The 17,943-nt window shown below is 66.7% G+C and carries 16 protein-coding genes; 8 read left to right on the top strand and 8 right to left on the bottom strand.

From position 1 onward, the window contains the following. Positions 1 to 62: 62 nt before the first annotated feature. The 4 genes from ACFWU2_RS02095 to ACFWU2_RS02080 all read right to left on the bottom strand — a co-directional run bounded on the left by ACFWU2_RS02095 (position 63) and on the right by ACFWU2_RS02080 (position 2,817). Complete coding sequence (locus ACFWU2_RS02095; protein WP_378599516.1) at positions 63 to 1,409, bottom strand: phosphotransferase family protein; 1,347 nt, start codon at positions 1,407 to 1,409, stop codon at positions 63 to 65. A 34-nt stretch (positions 1,410 to 1,443) separates the two neighbouring features. Further along, positions 1,444 to 1,980, bottom strand: coding sequence for a DinB family protein (locus tag ACFWU2_RS02090; protein WP_378599513.1), 537 nt, complete (start codon positions 1,978 to 1,980; stop codon positions 1,444 to 1,446). A 107-nt stretch (positions 1,981 to 2,087) separates the two neighbouring features. Then, on the bottom strand, positions 2,088 to 2,270 hold the full coding sequence (locus tag ACFWU2_RS02085; RefSeq protein ID WP_072700725.1) for a hypothetical protein: 183 nt from the start codon (positions 2,268 to 2,270) through the stop codon (positions 2,088 to 2,090). Between the two features lie 67 nt (positions 2,271 to 2,337). Beyond that, entirely contained in the window at positions 2,338 to 2,817 is a 480-nt protein-coding gene (locus tag ACFWU2_RS02080; RefSeq protein ID WP_378599510.1) for a TspO/MBR family protein, read from the bottom strand. Positions 2,818 to 2,974: 157 nt separating this feature from the next. On the opposite strand from ACFWU2_RS02080, the gene ACFWU2_RS02075 reads away from it, so the two are divergent. Next, complete coding sequence (locus ACFWU2_RS02075) at positions 2,975 to 3,964, top strand: MBL fold metallo-hydrolase (RefSeq protein WP_378599507.1); 990 nt, start codon at positions 2,975 to 2,977, stop codon at positions 3,962 to 3,964. A gap of 13 nt (positions 3,965 to 3,977) precedes the next feature. On the opposite strand, the gene ACFWU2_RS02070 is transcribed toward ACFWU2_RS02075, so the two are convergent. From ACFWU2_RS02070 to ACFWU2_RS02055, 4 genes are all read right to left on the bottom strand, one after another. Next, positions 3,978 to 6,350, bottom strand: a complete 2,373-nt coding sequence (locus ACFWU2_RS02070; RefSeq protein WP_378599504.1) for an FdhF/YdeP family oxidoreductase — start codon at positions 6,348 to 6,350, stop codon at positions 3,978 to 3,980. Positions 6,351 to 6,477: 127 nt separating this feature from the next. Then, positions 6,478 to 7,134 carry a tellurium resistance protein gene (locus ACFWU2_RS02065; protein WP_378599501.1) on the bottom strand — a complete coding sequence of 219 codons (657 nt, stop codon included), beginning with the start codon at positions 7,132 to 7,134 and terminating at the stop codon, positions 6,478 to 6,480. 123 nt (positions 7,135 to 7,257) lie between these two features. After that, positions 7,258 to 8,358: a DUF475 domain-containing protein gene (locus ACFWU2_RS02060; protein ID WP_378599498.1), complete on the bottom strand. Its 1,101-nt coding sequence runs from the start codon at positions 8,356 to 8,358 to the stop codon at positions 7,258 to 7,260. A 113-nt stretch (positions 8,359 to 8,471) separates the two neighbouring features. Further along, on the bottom strand, positions 8,472 to 9,047 hold the full coding sequence (locus ACFWU2_RS02055; RefSeq protein ID WP_169623015.1) for a TerD family protein: 576 nt from the start codon (positions 9,045 to 9,047) through the stop codon (positions 8,472 to 8,474). A 298-nt stretch (positions 9,048 to 9,345) separates the two neighbouring features. On the opposite strand from ACFWU2_RS02055, the gene ACFWU2_RS02050 reads away from it, so the two are divergent. The 7 genes from ACFWU2_RS02050 to ACFWU2_RS02020 are packed head-to-tail and all read left to right on the top strand — an operon-like array spanning position 9,346 to position 17,722. Then, positions 9,346 to 10,467, top strand: a complete 1,122-nt coding sequence (locus ACFWU2_RS02050) for a hypothetical protein (protein WP_378600235.1) — start codon at positions 9,346 to 9,348, stop codon at positions 10,465 to 10,467. Between the two features lie 29 nt (positions 10,468 to 10,496). Then, the gene (locus tag ACFWU2_RS02045; protein WP_378599494.1) at positions 10,497 to 11,654 is read left to right on the top strand and encodes an HpcH/HpaI aldolase/citrate lyase family protein; all 1,158 of its coding nucleotides are present in this window, start codon (positions 10,497 to 10,499) and stop codon (positions 11,652 to 11,654) included. Beyond that, positions 11,651 to 12,946, top strand: a complete 1,296-nt coding sequence (locus tag ACFWU2_RS02040) for a phosphoribosyltransferase family protein (protein WP_378599491.1) — start codon at positions 11,651 to 11,653, stop codon at positions 12,944 to 12,946. The genes ACFWU2_RS02045 and ACFWU2_RS02040 overlap by 4 nt, the downstream gene beginning before the upstream one ends. Further along, positions 12,943 to 14,049 carry a cysteine protease StiP family protein gene (locus ACFWU2_RS02035; protein WP_378599488.1) on the top strand — a complete coding sequence of 369 codons (1,107 nt, stop codon included), beginning with the start codon at positions 12,943 to 12,945 and terminating at the stop codon, positions 14,047 to 14,049. Before ACFWU2_RS02040 ends, ACFWU2_RS02035 begins: the two co-directional genes overlap by 4 nt. Positions 14,050 to 14,105: 56 nt before the next feature. Beyond that, on the top strand, positions 14,106 to 14,882 hold the full coding sequence (locus tag ACFWU2_RS02030; RefSeq protein ID WP_378600231.1) for an HAD family hydrolase: 777 nt from the start codon (positions 14,106 to 14,108) through the stop codon (positions 14,880 to 14,882). 56 nt (positions 14,883 to 14,938) lie between these two features. Beyond that, positions 14,939 to 16,198 carry a TerD family protein gene (locus tag ACFWU2_RS02025; RefSeq protein WP_378599485.1) on the top strand — a complete coding sequence of 420 codons (1,260 nt, stop codon included), beginning with the start codon at positions 14,939 to 14,941 and terminating at the stop codon, positions 16,196 to 16,198. Positions 16,199 to 16,201: 3 nt separating this feature from the next. Continuing rightward, complete coding sequence (locus ACFWU2_RS02020) at positions 16,202 to 17,722, top strand: TerD family protein (RefSeq protein ID WP_378599482.1); 1,521 nt, start codon at positions 16,202 to 16,204, stop codon at positions 17,720 to 17,722. Positions 17,723 to 17,943 lie beyond the last annotated feature (221 nt).

The raw sequence follows: 17,943 nt of genomic DNA, 5'->3' as shown, positions 1-17,943 counted from the left end.
GCCTATGCCCGGACGCCCGCGTCGTCCGCCACAAGTGCAACAAGAAGACGGCGCGCCGACGCTCAATACCGCGGGTTGGCGACGCTCAGCCGGGTTTCGGCCAGATCTCGGACGACGTAGCCGACCGGCGTCTCCCCGAGAGTGATGTCACCTGCGCGCAGGCCGAGCGCGAGTTCAGATTCCGTGCGATAACCCAGGGCCGCGAGCCGCGCGCGAAGTTCTTCTCGCAGCGCGTATCCGACCTCCGACTCGCGCGCGGCGATACCGAGAACATGCGCGGCGACACGAGATCGATAGACGGTCCTCGGGTCGGCTCCCGCCGATGCGTCGACGACGAAATCCTGGACCGCCCGCAGCAACTCCCCGATGTGGGGAGTGCCGAACAACTCGTCTGCCCGATCGTCACCGGCCTGTGCGACATCACCGGTCGCGCTCGCCGGCACGCCGAGCAGATCCAGCAGGTCGCGTTCACATTCCGCAACGCGACGGCCGATGGCCAGCAATTCGAGGGTGTTGTCGCCGTCCTCGCCCGCACGCATCGCCTGCACCCGGCAGATGACCGCCCACCGCAGCGACCCGAAAACCTCCCACCATCGCACCGCATCCGCATCCGGTGTCACACCGCATTCCTCGGCGTAACCGCGAAACAGGTCGTCGCGAGACCCGAATCCTCCGACGGGGTGCGGCGACCCGAATCGCCATGTCTTCGTGCACAGCCAGCCGAGATCTTCCATCGGGTCGCCCAGGTGCGCCAACTCCCAGTCCAGCACCCCTCGGATGCCGTCCTCGTCGACGAGGATGTTCCCGTTACGGAAGTCGCCGTGCACGACCGACTTTCGTGTTGCGGTTGGCCGGTTGGCTCTCAGCCAGGAAAACGCCGCCTCCAGAACGGGCAACGGACCTCCGGTCCGCGTGTACTCGCCGAACAGGAACTCCACCGGGTCATAGTCCGGAAGGCCCGGCACCGCCACCGGGTCCATCCGGTGCAGTCGGGCGAGCACGCGTCCGAGGTCGTACGGTAGGCGCGCTCGCACGGAACCGAACCGCTCGTCGCAAAGCAGACGTTGGGGCAGCGCCTCTCCGGGCAGTCGTGACATCACCAGGTACGAGCCGATACCCGGTAACGGCTCGGTGCCGCTGCTGTCCACGATCTCCGGCACGGGGACTCCCACTCTGCCCGCTTCCACGAAAGCCGCTGCTTCCATGGACATTCGGGTGGGCTCTTCTCGGCCCGGCGGGTCGCGGCGCAGGATCAGTTCGGGTGGCACCGCGGGATGGGACTTCGTCGTGAGCGACCAGGTCTCGCGGCTGGCCCCGCCGGTAAGCCGTTCGACGCCGGTGAAGACGCACGCCGCGCCCAGGACCGTCGACAGTCGCTCCGCAAGTGCGTCCTCGAACGTCTCGCTCATCCTGTACCGGACCGTCGTCGTGCGGCCGGGGCGATCAGTCGAATTCCATGCCCGCGGCCTCGCCGCGCTGTTGCGTGGTGTTGGCGCCGTCGAGCGATTCACGAATGATGTCGGCGTGTCCGCTGTGGTGGGCGGTCTCGCGGATGATGTGGATGAGGATCTTGCGGGCACTCATCCATTCCCGTGTCGGGCTCCACGGAGCAATCGGAAGCGGCACCTGGCGGTTCAGGTCGAGTGTCACGACGTACTCCTCCGTCGCATCCGCGATCGCGCGGTAGCTCTCGAGCAGATCGGCGAGGGACTCGTCGTCGCGCATGAAGTACTGCTCCATCTGCGCATCCATGTCCGTGACCTCGGCGTTTTCGTCCATCTCGCGGATCGTCTCGATCCAGGACCGCTCGGTGTCCGCAACGTGCTTGACGAGTCCACCCAGCGTCAGATCGCTCACGGTGGAGCGCGTGCGCGCCTGCTCGTCGTTGATTCCGCGGACGGTGATGAGAAACATCTCGCGCTGCTCGGCCAGCATCTCGAGGATGTCCGCGTGTTCACCGGTGACAGTGTTCTGGCTCATGACCACTCCTCGTTTCCGGATTCCGTCGATGCTGCCACGGTAGAAACGATTGCGGTCGGCTTCGGTCCTAGATCCCCGCGTTGTGCCGAATTCGGTACAGAAAGTGGTCAGGCGGCGAAGCCGACCGCACCGATCACGGGAATGATCGTCATGAACACGATGGCGATCACGAACAACGTGATCGTGACCTTCCTGTCCCAGCGCGACCGTGCTCCCGTCGCCGCGAGAAGAAAAAAGACGAAGCCGATGCAGATGGAGCCGATCCCGATGATCACCGATGTTTCGAGCATGGTTCCATCATCGCCCACGCGCGTAGTCGCCTCGCGCGGGCCCATCCCGCCCAGCTCGTGAGAACGATCAGCGATTGAGCTGCGTGATCCGTCCGGAGAGCACCGTCGCGAAACTCGTCCATGCGGCGTAGGGAGCGAGCGCCGCACCTGCCACCGGGTTCGCCGCCGCGGTCCGGCGGGTGAGGTCGACCGTACTCGCGGCCAGCGCGGCGGCCACCAGTGTCGCGGGAACAAGCCGGTGCCACGCGAAGAACATCCACGACCACGACGCATTGAGAGCCAGGTTGACGCCGAGCGCCGTGACGTACTTGCGCCGGCCGTCGTGATCCCCGCGTTCGGTCAGCGAGTCGATCGCGACCGCCGAGGTCGCCGCGATATCCGCGTAGAGCGCCGTCCACACCACGGGGAATGCCGCAGCAGGCGGCTGGATGCCGGGTTTGCGCAGTCTGCGGTACCACTTGGAATCCGTTTCGCGGGAAGCGATGGAACCGACGACCGCGGTCACAGTGGTCGCTGCGGCGGTGGCGAGGACGGTGGTGAGCTTCATGCGGGGTGGCTCCTGTCGAGTGCATTCCACGGCGTCGGTCGTCGGCCGGTTCGCGGACTCCGATCGGCTACCCGGGCTCTCGCGCCTCGAAACGCCCCGGCACCCCGGCGAGTAACCTGACCCGCGAACACGCAGGGGACGACGACGGGGGCGGATGATGAGCGGGCTCACACAGATCGGCGACGGGGTATGGGCTTTCGTGCGTCCGTCGGGAGGTTGGGGCGAAGCCAACACCGGGCTGATCGTCGCTCCGGGTACGGCTTCGATGGTCGTGGACACCGTCTGGGACACGGCGTGGGCGAAGCGCGTGGCGGATGTGCAGCAACCTCTCGTGGCGCACGCTCCGATCACCGAGGCCGTCAACACGCACAGCGACGGTGACCATTGGTGGGGCAACGACACGCTCCCACCGACTGCTCGCATCACGACAAGCCGTGCCGCACTGGCGGGTATGCACGAAGATCTCCCGCCTGCGGCGCTCGCCGCGCTCGCGGGAGCCGGCGGCCTGCTCGGAAAGCTTCCGGGACCGGTCGGTGCGGCAGGTGCGTACATGGCCCGAGTGCGCGGTGGCGCGCGCTTCCCCCGCCGTACTCCTCGTCTGCCCGACCGCACTTTCGACACACGCGACATCGTGGAGATCGGCAGCCGCCGAGTAGAACTCGAGCAACTCGGTCCGTGCCACACCGCCGGGGACCTCGTCGCGTACGTACCCGACGCCGGCGTGGTGTTCGCAGGCGATCTGCTCTTCATCGGCTCGACGCCGATCCTGTGGCACGGACCGATCGAGAACTGGTTCTCCGCGCTGGACCGATTGTTGTCGTGGGATGCCGCGACGTACGTCCCGGGCCACGGACCCCTGTGCGGCCCCGTCGAGATCCGCGCATTGCGTGACTACTGGGCATGGGTGAACGACGCGGCCGGGGAGCGGTACAGAGCCGGTCTCTCGCCTCTACAGGCCGCGCGAGAACTCGTGCGCAGCCGGGAATTCGAGCAGTGGCGCGGCTGGGAGTCGCCGGAACGGATCGTGCTCAGCTTGAGCACCCTGTTCGATCAGTGGAACGGGAATCCCCCCGGCCCGCCCACGATCCGCCGTCGGGCCCGCGCGTTCGCCGACGCGGAGACGCTCCTCCGCGAGGGAATTCTCTGAGCACGACCCGCCGTTACGACAGATGCTCCGGCTGGGGACGGGACTTGTGCGACCAGTCGGACCCCACCTCTTGCGTGCCGCCGACGTCGGGGCACTCGCTGTTGCGTGTACCCGCGGGCACAACCGAGATGACAACCGACTTGTAGGTCGGGCAATTGCTTTCGAGCGCAGTCGAATCGAGAGGAACCAGTGGGTTCGTCTCCGGGTAGTAAGCCGCTGCCGATCCCCTCGGCACGTCGTATTCGACGACGCGGAACCTGTGGGCACACCTCACCCGCTCGTCACCGTCCCACCGCGTGAACAGGTCGACGATGTCGCCGGGATCGAGTCCGGCGGCAGCGATGTCCTCGCGATGCATGAACACCACGCGACGACCACCCTCGATGCCACGATACCGGTCGCTCAGCCCGTAGATCGTGGTGTTGAACTGGTCGTGACTGCGCAGGGTCTGCAACAGGAGATGCCCGGGAGGAACCTGGACAACCTCGATCGGTGACACCGCGAATTCTGCTTTGCCGGATTCGGTTTGGAAGGTCCGGGTGTCGCGCGGCGGATGCGGAAGGATGAATCCTCCGGGTCGCCGGACGTTGACTTCGTAACCCTCACAACCGGGAACCACTCTCGCGATGTGCGAACGGATGTTCACGTAGTCGTCGCGCATCGCCTTCCAGTCGAGCCCGTAGCGGTCTCCGATCGTCGCCTCGGCGATGCCCGTGATGATCGAAACCTCCGACCGGAGATGCTCACTGGCAGGCTCGAGCGGACCACGGGAGGCGTGCACCGAGCATTCCGTGTCTTCGACGGAGACGAACTGGTGACCCGACGCCTGCACGTCCTTCTCGGTGCGTCCCAGCGTCGGCAGGATGAGCGCGGTATCCCCGCACACCAGATGTGACCGATTGAGCTTGGTGGAGATGTGGACGGTCATGTCGATTCCGGACATCGCTTCGGATGTGGCCACGGTGTCGGGGGCGGATTGCACGAAGTTTCCTCCCAGGCCGAGGAAGAACTTCGCCTTGCCGTCCCGCATCGCGCGGATGGAATCGACGGTGTCGAAACCGTATTCGCGGGGCGGGTCGAATCCGAACTCCTTCTCGAGCGCGTCGAGGAAGTGTTGCGGCGGGCGCTCCCAGATGCCCATGGTGCGGTCGCCCTGCACGTTGGAATGGCCGCGCACGGGCATCAATCCGGCACCGCGTCGCCCGATGTTCCCCTGCGCGAACGCGACATTGCAGATTTCCTTGATGGTCGCGACGGCGTTGCGATGCTGCGTCACACCCATTGCCCAGCAGAACACCGTCGCCTTCGACCGACGCAGCATCTGGGCCGCCTCGGTGATCAGTTGCCGCGACAGCCCGGTCGCCGAGATCACCTCGTCCCAGTCGACGTTCTGGACATGCCGCTTCCAGTCGTCGAAACCGTCGGTGTACTCCCGCACGAAATCGTGGTCGATCGCATCCCATTCGACGAGCAACGACGCGATCCCCTGCATCAGCGCGAGGTCGCCGTTCACCGCGATGGGCAGGTGCAGGTCGGCGAGGTCTGTGCCGTGCCCGACCACGCCGCGCGGGGTCTGCGGATTACGGAAGTTGACCAGGCCCGCCTCCCGGAGCGGATTGATCGCGAGGATCTTGGCTCCGTTGCGCTTGGCCTCTTCGAGCGCGGTGAGCATGCGCGGGTGGTTCGTACCGGGGTTCTGGCCCTGGAGAATGATCAGCTCGGCGTTGTAGACGTCGTCGAGCGTGACGCTGGCCTTGCCGATACCGATCGACTCCTGCAACGCGATGCTGGTGGATTCGTGGCACATGTTGGAGCAGTCGGGCAGGTTGTTGGTGCCGAAGGCACGGGCGAACAACTGGTACACGAACGCCGCCTCGTTCGACGCCCGGCCGGAGGTATAGAACAGGGCTTCGTCGGGGCTGTCCAGCGAGCGCAGTTGCTCACCGATCAGTGCGAAGGCGTCCTCCCACTCGATCGGTGTGTAGTGGGTGGCGCCCGGCCGTTTGACCATCGGGTGCGTGATGCGCCCCTGCTTACCGAGCCACAGTTCACTGTGCTGGTCGAGGTCCGCGATGCTGTGCCGCGCGAAGAAATCGGGAGTGACACGGTCGCGGGAGGCTTCCTCGGCAACCGCCTTGGCGCCGTTCTCACAGAACTCCGCGATCTTCCGGTGCCCCGGCTCCGGATCGGGCCACGCGCAGCTCATACAGTCGAACCCCTCCTCCTGATTGAGCTGGAGAAGAGTCTCGGCCGAGCGCACTATGCCCATCTCGCGCAACGAGCGCTTCAACGCGACCGCAACGCCGGTGACACCGGCCGCACTGTTCTTGTGGTCTCCGACGCGCAGGTCCTGCTCGTCGTACTCGCGTCGTTCATCGTCCCGCATCGGATCACTCCTCACAGCGCAGCGTTTTGTGCTCCGTCCAGTGTGACAGACCCCATAGAACCCGGAGGTCGAAGAGCCGCGGGGTGCGGCCACGCGACCGTGGCCGCACCCCTGCCCCGTCCGTCCGCTACTTGCGGCCGGCCTGCCACTTCATGCCCCACCCGTACTTGCGGTCGAGATCGGACTGGCTGCCGTCGATGTACTCCACCAGGCGGTTCACGGTGACTCCCTGACCGGTGTTCTCGATCATCGCGATGGCGCAGATGCGTGCCCCGTTGTTGGGGGAATCGAGGCGGACCTCGATCTGCGGTCCGGACGGCGGGGACAGCGTGACCACACCGTCGACCGCGGCCCAGTTGGGCGCGCCCTGGTAGATCATCGCGAAGATCAGCACGCGCTTGAACAGTTCGGGTCGCTCGAGGTTGATGTGCATGTTCTCGCCACCCGCCACCGACCCGGTGCGGTCGTCACCGTCGAGGTGGATGTACGGCGGGGTGTTCAGCGATCCGAAGCTGTTGCCGAGGGCCTGGATGACACCCTTGGAACCATCGGCAAGCTCGAAGAGGCACCCGAGGTCGAGGTCGACACCGTTACTCGCTCCGGTCAGCTTCGCGAGGAAGCCCTTCTTCTGCTCCCCGCGCGACCAGTCGAGGTTGACGCGTGTGACTCCCCGAGCAGACCCGCCCTTGGACAGGCTGACCGTCGGGGACTCCTTCGTGAGGTTGATCTTGCTGAGGTTGACGCCCGAATTCTGTTCAGGTTTCTTGCTGTAGTCGATGGCCACGATTGCCTTTCGTCGGAACTGCGGTGTGCGGACTGCACTGGGGATACGAAACAGCGAAGGGAGCCTTCTTCCCGAGATCCGGGTCGGAGGCTCCCTTCGCTGTCGAACTCACTGTCGGACTGCTCAGGCGGACACTACTTCGTCCGCGTCCGTCTTCTTCCCGTTGTTGCGATTGCGGTAGACGCTCGAAGCGAAGGCTGCGCCGATCAGGGCGATACCGACCAAGCCGGTGATCACCTCGGGAACGTGCGTGCCGATCGAGTACAGCAGGATCAACGCGAGCGCGCCGATCGCCCAGTGGGCACCGTGCTCGAGATACACGTAATCGTTCAGCGTGCCCTTGCGGACGAGGTAGATGGTGATGGATCGGACGAACATCGCGCCGATGAAGCCCAGACCCAGAGCGATGATGATCGGGTCGGACGTGATCGCGAACGCCCCGATGACGCCGTCGAACGAGAACGAAGCGTCGAGTACCTCGAGGTAGAGGAACAGGAAGAACCCGGCCTTACCGGTGGCCTTGGCCAGTCCGCTCGGCCCACCGCTGGGTACTTCGTCTTCTTCGGGGACGTGGAACATCTCGCCGAGACCGTTGACCGCGATGTAGGTGATCATGCCGAGCGCGCCGGCGATCATCACCGTCGACACCTTGTCGTCGGGTGCGATGACGGTGGCGGTGATCAGCAGCAGTGCCGTGGCGACAACAACCTCGAGCTGGTCGAGCTTGCCGGCCTTCGCGAGGGGCACTTCGAGCCATCGCAGCCACTTGATCTCACGCTCTTCGAGCATGAAGTGCAGGAACAGCATGAGCAGGAACATGCCGCCGAACGCAGCGATCTGGGGGTGCGCGTCGGTGATCAGCGTCTCGTAGCTCGCGCTGCCGTCGGGGAAGTATGCGGCCCCGTCCGCCGGCGGATTGAGCGCAAGATCGAGTGCCGCGATCGGACCGAGTCCGGATGCCACCCACACGATGAGCAGCGGGAACACCAGACGCATGCCGAAGACGGCGATGAGGATGCCGACGGTGAGGAAGATCTTCTGCCAGAACTCGCTCATCCGGCGCAGCACGGTCGCGTTGATGACCGCGTTGTCGAACGAGAGCGAGACTTCGAGGATGCCGAGGATCACACAGAGGAACAGAGCCTGGGGACCGCCGTAGAGAAACGCCACCACGAGAGAGATGACGGTGACGGCCAGCGACGGGCCGAATATTCGCAGAACCACGAAGCGTGGCCTTTCTGAGTAGAAGTCAGGGGCGGTGCAGGGTGGTTACTGCAGGCTCCGGAGAGCGTCGATCCGGCCCCGGCACGGCCGGGACCGGATCACGACTGATCGAACTAGACGTTGACACCGTAATCACGCGCAATGCCCGACAGGCCCGAGGCGTAGCCCTGGCCGATGGCCCGGAACTTCCACTCGGCACCGTTGCGGTACAGCTCACCGAAGACCATGGCGGTCTCGGTGGACGCATCCTCGGAGAGGTCGTAACGGGCCAGCTCGGAGCCGTTGGCGCGGTCGACGACGCGGATGTACGCGTTGCGAACCTGGCCGAACGACTGGCTGCGGGTCTCACCGTCGTAGATCGAGACGGGGAAGAAGATGGACTCGATGTTCGCCGGAACGGCGGACAGATCGACGTTGATGACCTCGTCGTCGCCCTCGCCCTCACCGGTGCGGTTGTCGCCGGCGTGCTCGATCGAGCCGTCGGGCGACTTCATGTTGTTGAAGAACACGAAGTGCTGGTCGGAGACGACCTTCTTGTCGGCACCCGTAGCGATCGCACTGGCGTCGAGGTCGAAGTCGGTACCGGTGGTGGTACGCACGTCCCAGCCGAGGCCGACGGCCACAGCCGTGAGGTTCGGCGCTTCCTTGGTGAGCGAAACGTTGCCACCCTTGGTCAAGCTGACGCCCATGCGGGGTCCTTTCGATCGTTCCTACGGTCGACGTACCGGAAGGGCACGCCCAGTGTGCGCGTATGCCCCCACAGTAATAGGTCTCTGTGAGGTGCGCCCCTACCCACTATGCCGACTCCGTGCCGGGTCACGCCGCGAATACCCGGCCGAGGCCCCCGTACAGGGTCCCGGGACGTCGAGTCGACAGGCACGGGCCGGGCGAGCAGTACCATTCGGTCTTGTGGCGAGCCGATGGACGCGCCGCCTCTTCGGCGGCGGGCGCACCGATGATCCCGCGGCCCTCCGCGCCCATGACGCGATGGTGGCCGCGTTCCTCGACATGGACAAGCGCCAGTCCATCGCGGAGGCCGGCGTCATCGCCTCCCACGAGGTCGCGCCGGAACGGGACCTCCTCCGCAGGTGGGAACCGATCCGGCAGAAGTGCTACCAGGCAGCCGAGGCGTATCTGCAACTCGCTCGCACCGAACCCGAGGAAGAACTGGCCCCTGCCGCAGCCTACGAGCAGGTCATCCACCAGATTGCGGACGCCGCAAGAAGTCTGGACGAGTTCTACGAGCGCCACCGGGGTCATCTCGAACACGCGGTCACGGTCGCGCAGACCGCGCCCCAGCTGGCCGCCCGGGTGAGTGCCGATGCCCGCGACGCCCTCGGTGCCCTGGACGCGCCCGAAAACAGTGCGTTCGCCGAGTACCCGTCCGTCCGCGCGACCGCCGACGCGGTGCAACGCGCACTCAGCACCCTCGGTGCCGCGACCGGTGCGGGTGCGGTGCGTACCGCCGCCCACCAGGTGAAGGAAGCAACCACAGCGTTTCGTGAAGCGCTCGCGGAGGCACCGGGACGGCAGGCCGAGGCACGCAACACCCTCGCCTCCGTCACCACCCGGCTCGGCGCCGTGCGCACCCGGTCGGAAGGTCTCGCACCGGCCTACTCGGCGTTGCTGCGCGAGTTCAATGCCGCCAGTTCGGCGGATCTGTCCGGCAACGAACAACAAGCCCTCCTTCTGCTCGAGCGCGCCGCCGAGGAACTCGACGTCGCCCGGGCGTCCCTCGCAGCAGGACGTCCCGAAGAAGCGCTCGCCCAGGCCGGTGTGGTGCGCGCGGAGCTTGCGCGGGCCGAAGATCTGGTCGATGCCGTGACCAGCCGGCTCGCGACGCTACGGGCCGTCAAGGAAAACCCCGAGTCGAAAGTCCGTGACGTACGGTTTCGGCTGCGTGATGCACAACACCTCGCGGTACAGCGTGGACTCACCGCAGAATGGGGATCCGTCCTCGACGCCCAGCTGAATCGAATCGACCGGGCAGTCGATGCGCTGACCGGTGTACATCCCGACTACTGGGCGTACGTCAAAGACCTGGACGCGGTATCGACGTTCATCACCGGAGTGGTGAATCGCATGAGAGGACGGAACACGGACCGATGACCGGGGCTACTCATACCGAGGTGCGGGCGATGCGGCACTTCCGACATCTGGATCGGCCCACCTTGGACCGCCTGTTCCTGCACCATCCCCAGCCGTTCGGTCACGCCGACGCCCGTCAGCGGCTCGCGATGGCGCTCGGTGCCACGTTGTACGTCCCCGCCACCCGGCACGACCTCACGGCCACCATCGTCCGGCGCTCCGCCGAAGGCGTGACCTCGATGGTGCTCGATCTCGAGGATGCCGTCGCCGACGACGAAGTCGAAGACGGGCTCCGCAACGCCGTCGCAACCCTCGACGAACTCGCTCTTCGCAGCGAAGCGCCGATGATGTTGTTCGTTCGCGTCCGCACCCCCGACGGAATCGACCGGCTCACCGAGATGCTGGGTTCCGGGAGCAGCGTGCTCACCGGATTCGTGCTTCCCAAGTTCGGTGCCGCCACCGGAAGCGACTTCCTCGACGCCGTCGCGGCCGCCTCCGAGCGGGTCGGGCGGAACCTCTACGCGATGCCCGTCATCGAGTCGGCCGCCGTGGTGCATCGCGAAACCCGCGACGACGAACTGCGCGCGATCGCCCGGCTGCTTGCCGAACATCGCGACCGGATCCTCGCCGTCCGGATCGGCGCAACCGATATGTGTGCGACCTTCGGCATCCGGCGCGACCGCGACCTGACGATCTACGACGTGCGGGTCGTCGTCGACGTGATCGCCGACATCGTCAATCACCTCGGCCGCACCGACGGCACCGGGTTCGTCATCACCGGCCCGGTGTGGGAATACTTCGCCGACCACGAACGCATGTTCCGGCCTATGCTGCGCGCTACCCCGTTCGAGGAGCAGGACGCCGTGGTGTTCCGGCAGCAACTCGTCAGCCGGGATCTCGACGGTCTCCTGCGGGAGATCGCGCTGGACCGCGCGAACGGCATCCAGGGCAAGACGGTCATCCACCCGTCGCACGTCGCGGCGGTGCACGCGTTGTCGGCGGTCACGCACGAGGAGTATCACGACGCGACCGACATTCTCGATCGCGACACCGGTGGGGTCAGCGCGTCCGGGTACGGCAACAAGATGAACGAACGCCGTCCCCACCGCACCTGGGCGGAGCAGACGCTGGTCCGCGCGTCCGTATTCGGAGTCACCAACAAGGGCGTTACGTTCGTCGACCTGTTGACGGCGCTGGTGGACCGATGACCGACATCCTCCAGAAGTATTGGGCTACCGAGGAGTTCGGGCTCGCACTCGAGCATCGAGGCACCTCGAGCGGATACACCGTCCCGGAACTCGTCCAGCCCGGCCTGCGCCGGAACCCGCGCCGGGCGCATCTGCTGGTGTCGACCGTGCTCGGCAAGCACATTCCCACCGACCCCGCCTCGGTACTGGCGGCGGGCCGCGATCTCGGGAAACTCGTCGCCGACCTGCTCGGTGACGACGCCTCGAATGCGCTCGTTCTGGGATTCGCGGAAACCGCAACCGGTTTGGGCCACTGCGTCGCAGAAGCGGTTGGGGCGGGGTGTTACCTGCATTCGACACGTCGCCGCGTTCCCGGCGCGGTGGTGTTCGCAGGTTTCGAGGAGGGACACTCCCACGCGACTTCGCACCTGCTGCAGCCCACCTCGCCGGATCTCTTCGCCAACACCGCACCGCTCGTTCTGGTCGACGACGAAATCTCTACCGGAGCAACGGCTGTCGACGCCATCCGCGCGCTGCACCGGATTCATCCCCGCGACCGTTACATCGTGGCGTCGCTCGTGGACATGCGCGGCGACGAGCACCGTCGCCAGACCGCCGCGGCGGAACTCGACCTCAGCGCGACGATCGAGCACGTGAGTCTCGCGCACGGCCACACCGTGCTGCCCGCCGATCTCACCGACCGGGTCACCGCGCTGCCGGCTCCCGACCTCAATCCTGTCGCTGCTCACCGCGGTGCCGTGCGATTCGTCTCTGTGCCCTGGCCGTCGGACGTCCCCGACGGAGGACGGCACGGCGTGCTGGGCAGCGACTTCGCGGCCTACGACTCCGCAGTCGCCACGGCGGCAGCGACGGTCGAGTCCGTCCGGGAGAGCGATCGTCCGGCGATCGTCATCGGCCACGAAGAGCTCATGTACCTGCCGCTGCGACTGGCACAGGCGCTCTCCGATCGTGGCACCGCGACCAGATTCCAGACCACGACACGGTCGCCCGCGTACGTCCGGGATGTCCCGGGTTACCCGCTGCGGCGCGGATTCTCTTTCGTCGCACCGGAACACATACCGTCCGAACACGAAACCGAGGCGGCCCGGTACCTGTACAACGCCCGGTGGACAGAACCCACCGAGGTACGCCCGGAGTTGATCCTCGTGGTCGACTCGCCGGGCGATACCGACCGCCTGCGCGCGGACGGGGGTGTGCTCGACGTTCTGAGCGCGGCCGGCGAGGACGTACTGGTGGTGATGGTGCCGGCCACAGATCCGGCAGCACTGGCTGCCTCGAGGGAGACACGATGACCACGCCGTTGACCGGACCCGATTTCGGTTCGTACGCCCCCGACGAGGTGACCTGGCTGCTCAAGGATCTCTCGCACGTCGACCTCGAAGGCGACATCGCCGAGCGTGAGGCCCGCATCCAGGCGGGACTCGCGCACTACGCAGAGTCCTTGCCGGTCGAGTACCAGCCCGACGCCCCGTACCGCGAGTTGTTCGACAAGGCACTCGCGTCCACCGCGGGACGACTCGCCCACGCGGTGGGAACCCTGACCGAACTCCTGATCGCCGAACGCGGGACGGACCTCACCCTCGTGTCGTTGGCGCGCGCGGGAACGCCGGTGGGAATCCTGATCCGCCGCTGGGCGCAGCGGCATCACGGTCTGTCTCTGCCGCACTACGCGGTCTCGATCGTGCGTGGACGCGGAATCGACTCCGCGGCACTCGATTACATCACCGAACATCACGACCCCGCCTCGGTCGTGTTCGTCGACGGCTGGACCGGCAAGGGCGCGATCGCGCGAGAACTGGCGGCTGCGCTGGCGGAGTACTCCGCCGCCGGTGGCCCGGCCCTGTCGGACGACCTCGCCGTGCTCGCCGATCCCGGCCATTGCGTGCGGACCTACGGCACCCGAGACGACTTCCTCATCGCGTCGGCGTGCCTGAACTCGACGGTGTCGGGTCTGGTGTCGCGCACGGTACTGAACGACACGTGGATAGGCCCCGGCGAATTCCACGGTGCGAAGTACTACGCCGAACTCGCCGGCGACGATGTCTCGACGCTCCTGCTCGATACGGTGTCGGCCGAATTCGGCGATCGCACATCGGCACTGGCGAGCGCACGCGAACTGCTCGGGTCCGACCGCGAACCGACCTGGGCAGGGTGGGAGTCGGTGGAACGCATCCGCGTGCGGTACGGCATCTCCAGCATCAATTTCGTCAAACCCGGTGTCGGAGAGACGACCCGGGTACTGCTGCGCCGGGTGCCGTGGAAGATCCTCGTACGCGACATGACCGCCGACGAGCACGCACACATCCGGATGCTCGCCGCTGCCCGCGACGTTCCCGTCGAAGAGATTCCCGACCTCGCGTATTCGTGCATGGGACTCATCAAGGGTCTACCGTGACAGCAGCATTGATCGCCACCGACCTCGACCGCACCCTCATCTATTCGCGTGCGGCGATGACAGGAACGCAGTATTCGGCGGGGAATCTGCGGTGCATCGAGTACTACGAGGGCGCACCGCTGTCGTACGTCACCGAGACCGCCGCACGACAACTCGAAGACCTCACGTCCGCGCATACCGTGGTTCCCACCACCACCCGGACACCGGAACAGTTCCGCCGCATCGATCTGCCCGGCGGCCCGTGGCGATATGCCATCACCAGCAACGGCGGAGCGTTGCTGGCAGACGGGGAACCGGACGAACAATGGCGCCGGCACGTGGAGACCGCCGTACGCGAAGGAGGCGCCTCCCTCGACGAGGTCACCGCCGAGTTGCGGCGGCGCATCTCCGAGAGCTGGGTCTCCAAGTTCCGGATCGCCGACGGGTTGTTCTGCTATCTCGTCGTCGACGTCGCCGCCCAGCCGGCCGGCTTCGTCGAGGACTGGCAGGAATGGTGCGGTATCCGCGGCTGGAACGTCTCGCAGCAGGGCCGCAAGATCTACACGATGCCCGACAGCGTCTGTAAGTCCCACGCGGTGGCCGAGGTGCACCGCCGGCTCGCCGAAGAGGGAGTGATCGACGCCGACGCCCCCGTGTTCGCAGCCGGCGACGGAGCGCTCGATGCCGAGATGCTGAGAGCTGCGGACGCTGCGATCCGCCCACGTCACGGCGAACTCGAACTGCTCGAATGGCAGCATGCGAACCTCTCGGTGACCGAACACTCGGGCATCGCAGCCGGCGAAGAAATCCTCTCCTGGTTCGCCCGGTCTGCCCGCGTCGAGGGCGGTTCGTAGAGTAGGACTTGCACGCGACCGCCAACACGGTTGCCGACACAGTGAGGACACATCTCTTGCCGACTTCGCTCTCCAAGGGTCAGAACGGACCGCTCACCGTCTCCGACGTCGTCGTTTCGCTCGAACTCACGACGCCCGCCGATCTGTCGGCGCTGCTCGTCAAGGCCGACGGAAAGGTGCGGTCCGACGCCGACTTCGTGTTCTTCAATCAGCCGGTCGGGCCGGGTGTGCGTCTCGTGCCCGGGCAGGCGGGACAGAACTCGTCGCTGGCGGTGTCGTTGCCGCAGGTGCCCGCCGATATCGACCAGGTGCGCGCGGTGATCACACTCGACGACGCGTCGAGCAGTTTCGGCCGGTTCGCGCCGCCCACCGCCCGTGTCTCCGACGCAGCGGGCAACGTGCTGTTCGAATACCGGATCGAGGGGTTGTCCAGCGAGTCCATCGTGATCGCTCTCGAGCTGTACCGGCGACAGGGCTCGTGGAAGGTACGCGCGGTCGGCCAGGGCTACGCGGGAGGATTCGCAGCGCTCGTCACCGATCACGGGGTGTCCGTCGACGACGCACCGGCATCGGCGCCGGCACCGAGCGTTGCCCAGACGCCGCCTCCGCCGCCGCAGCAGCAGTACGCCCCGCCGCCCGCGTACACCCCGCCGCCCGCGCCGCAGCAGCAGTACGACCAGGCTCCGCCGCCGGCAGCCGCACCCGCGCAGCCCGCCGAGGTCAGCCTGTCGAAGAACCGTCCCGTGAGCCTCGTCAAGGGCCAGAAGGTCACGCTCCGCAAAGAAGGCGGCGTGGCACTGACGTACCTGCGCATGGGCCTCGGCTGGGATCCGATCGAGAAGCGCGGCCTGTTCGGCAATCGTTCCGCCGACATCGACCTCGATGCGTCCGCCGTCCTGTTCGCCGACCACAACATCGTGGACGTGGCCTACTACGGCCAGTTGCAGTCGAAGGACGGATCGGTCCAGCACCAGGGCGACAACCTGACCGGTGAGGGCGCGGGCGACGACGAGGTCGTGCTCGTCGACCTCACGCGTATCCCGGCGCACATCACGACCGTGATGTTCGTCGTCACGTCGTACAAGGGTCATTCCTTCGAGCAGGTTCAGAATGCGTTCTGCCGTCTCGTCGACGGCACCACCAACGGCGAACTCGCCCGGTACACCATGCAGGGCGGTATGCCGTTCACGGGCATGGTGATGGCGAAGGTGTACCGCGAGGGCAACTCCTGGAAGCTGCAAGCGATCGGCGAGGGCATCCAGGCCAAGCATCCCGGTGAGGCCGCACCCCAACTGGGCCGGTTCCTGGCTACGTAGCGGATGACGCATGAATTCTCGGCGGGGCAAAACGCCCCGCTGACGGTCCGCACGCTGCGCTTCGCCGCGTCCGCGCAGGTTCCGCTCGACCTGTGCGCATTCGTGGTGGACGACCTCCTGCAGGTCGCGACTGCGGACGACGTGGTCTTCTACAACCAGCCGGCCACAGCGGGCGTCCGGGTCGAGGGCGACACCATCGTCCTCGAGCCGGACGTCCTGCGCCCGGGCGCGCGAGTGCTGTGCGCCGTGGGAGCAGAATCGGCGACCTCGGTATCCACCACGCTGTGTCACACCGACGGAACACCCTTCGCGTCCTTCCACATCACGCCGGCGACGGGCACAGAATCCGCACTTCTGTGCTGGGAGATCTACCGCCGCAACGGAAACTGGAAGATGCGCGCGCTCGGTGCGGGTTATGCCGGTGGACTCGCGGAGATGTTCATCGCGCACGGCGTCGTGGTCGACGAGCCCGCCGATCTTGCTCCCGCACAGGCGGATGCGGCACCGGCGACGACAGGGACCGAGCTTCCTCCGTCATACGAACTGGTGTGGCGGATCTTCGAAGACGCCTCCCGATCGGCCGCCGCCTACGTCGCTGCGCACGAATACGCGCAGCATCGGCTCGACGACGAGTTGTCGGCGGCAGTGGCGGACCCCTCCTCCCGTACCGGTCGGGCAGCAGAAACCGCCCGCGCACAAGCACACCGGCGCTGCGAAGAACTCGTTGCGGCAGCGGAGTCCCGGCATCGTGACGACAGCGTGACACTCGCCGCCGAACTCGACACGGTCGATGCGGTGCTGCCCGCGTCCCTTGCCTCGTGGGACTCGGACGCATGGCGCGGCACGCTGGTCCCGGGAGACGGTGTGCGCGTGGGCGAGTTGTCGGCACCCGATCGCGGATCGCTTCGGCTACCGCTGTGCGTACCGCTTCCCCTGGGCAGGCCGTTGTGGATTGACGGCGAGGCCGCAGTTGCCGGCGCGGTCGCGTCGTCGCTGGCGCTGCGCCTGTTGTCCGCGCGCCCCGGATCCCGCCTCGACATCATCGATCCGTCCGGATCGTTGCTCGCGTTGGGCGAACTGGCACGCCCCATGCTCGCCGGGCCTCCCATTCACGACGTCGCCGGGGTGGCGCCCAAGCTGAAGGGCCTCGCCGAAGCCGCCGACCTCACAGGCTTGGCGCTGTCGTCCGGTGCCGACACGCTCCGGCCCGAACCCCGCGTCATCGTGCTCGCGGGCCTGCCGCACGGGTTCGGCAGCATCGATCTGGTGAACGTCGTGCACCTGGCAAGAATGGGTTCGTCGCAGGATATTTCGATTGTGATCACCGGTTCGGACGACAAGGTCGTGGACAATCCCGCGTACGCCCTGCTGCGGGACGCGTCGCAGCATCTGCCCGCTGCCGAGGACGGTCACCTCGCCGACCCGTGGACGAATACCGACTGGCGGTTCGCAGCCGACACGCTCCCCACGGACGAGGAATTGCTGCGCACGGTGGTGGCAGCACTCGGAGCCATCAGAACCTGATCGCGCGTCGACGGCCTGCGGAAGTTGATCATCGCCCGCTCGAGCTGCTCTCCATAGGTTTCCCCTATGACGTCGTGGGGGGGGGGGGGGGTTTGGGGGGGGGGGGGTTGGGGGGGGGGGCGCGGCGCCCGGGGGCCCGGGGGGGGGGGGGGGGGGGCCCCCCCCCCCCACGCCGCCCCCGAGCCACAGGACGGAACGGCGGAGGCCACCTGGACGAACGC

It is taken from the genome of Rhodococcus sp. NPDC058639 (assembly GCF_042717545.1).
Taxonomy (GTDB): Bacteria; Actinomycetota; Actinomycetes; order Mycobacteriales; family Mycobacteriaceae; genus Rhodococcus.
Note: the sequence above shows the minus strand (reverse complement) of the source record. Positions and strands in the feature narration are given on the sequence as shown.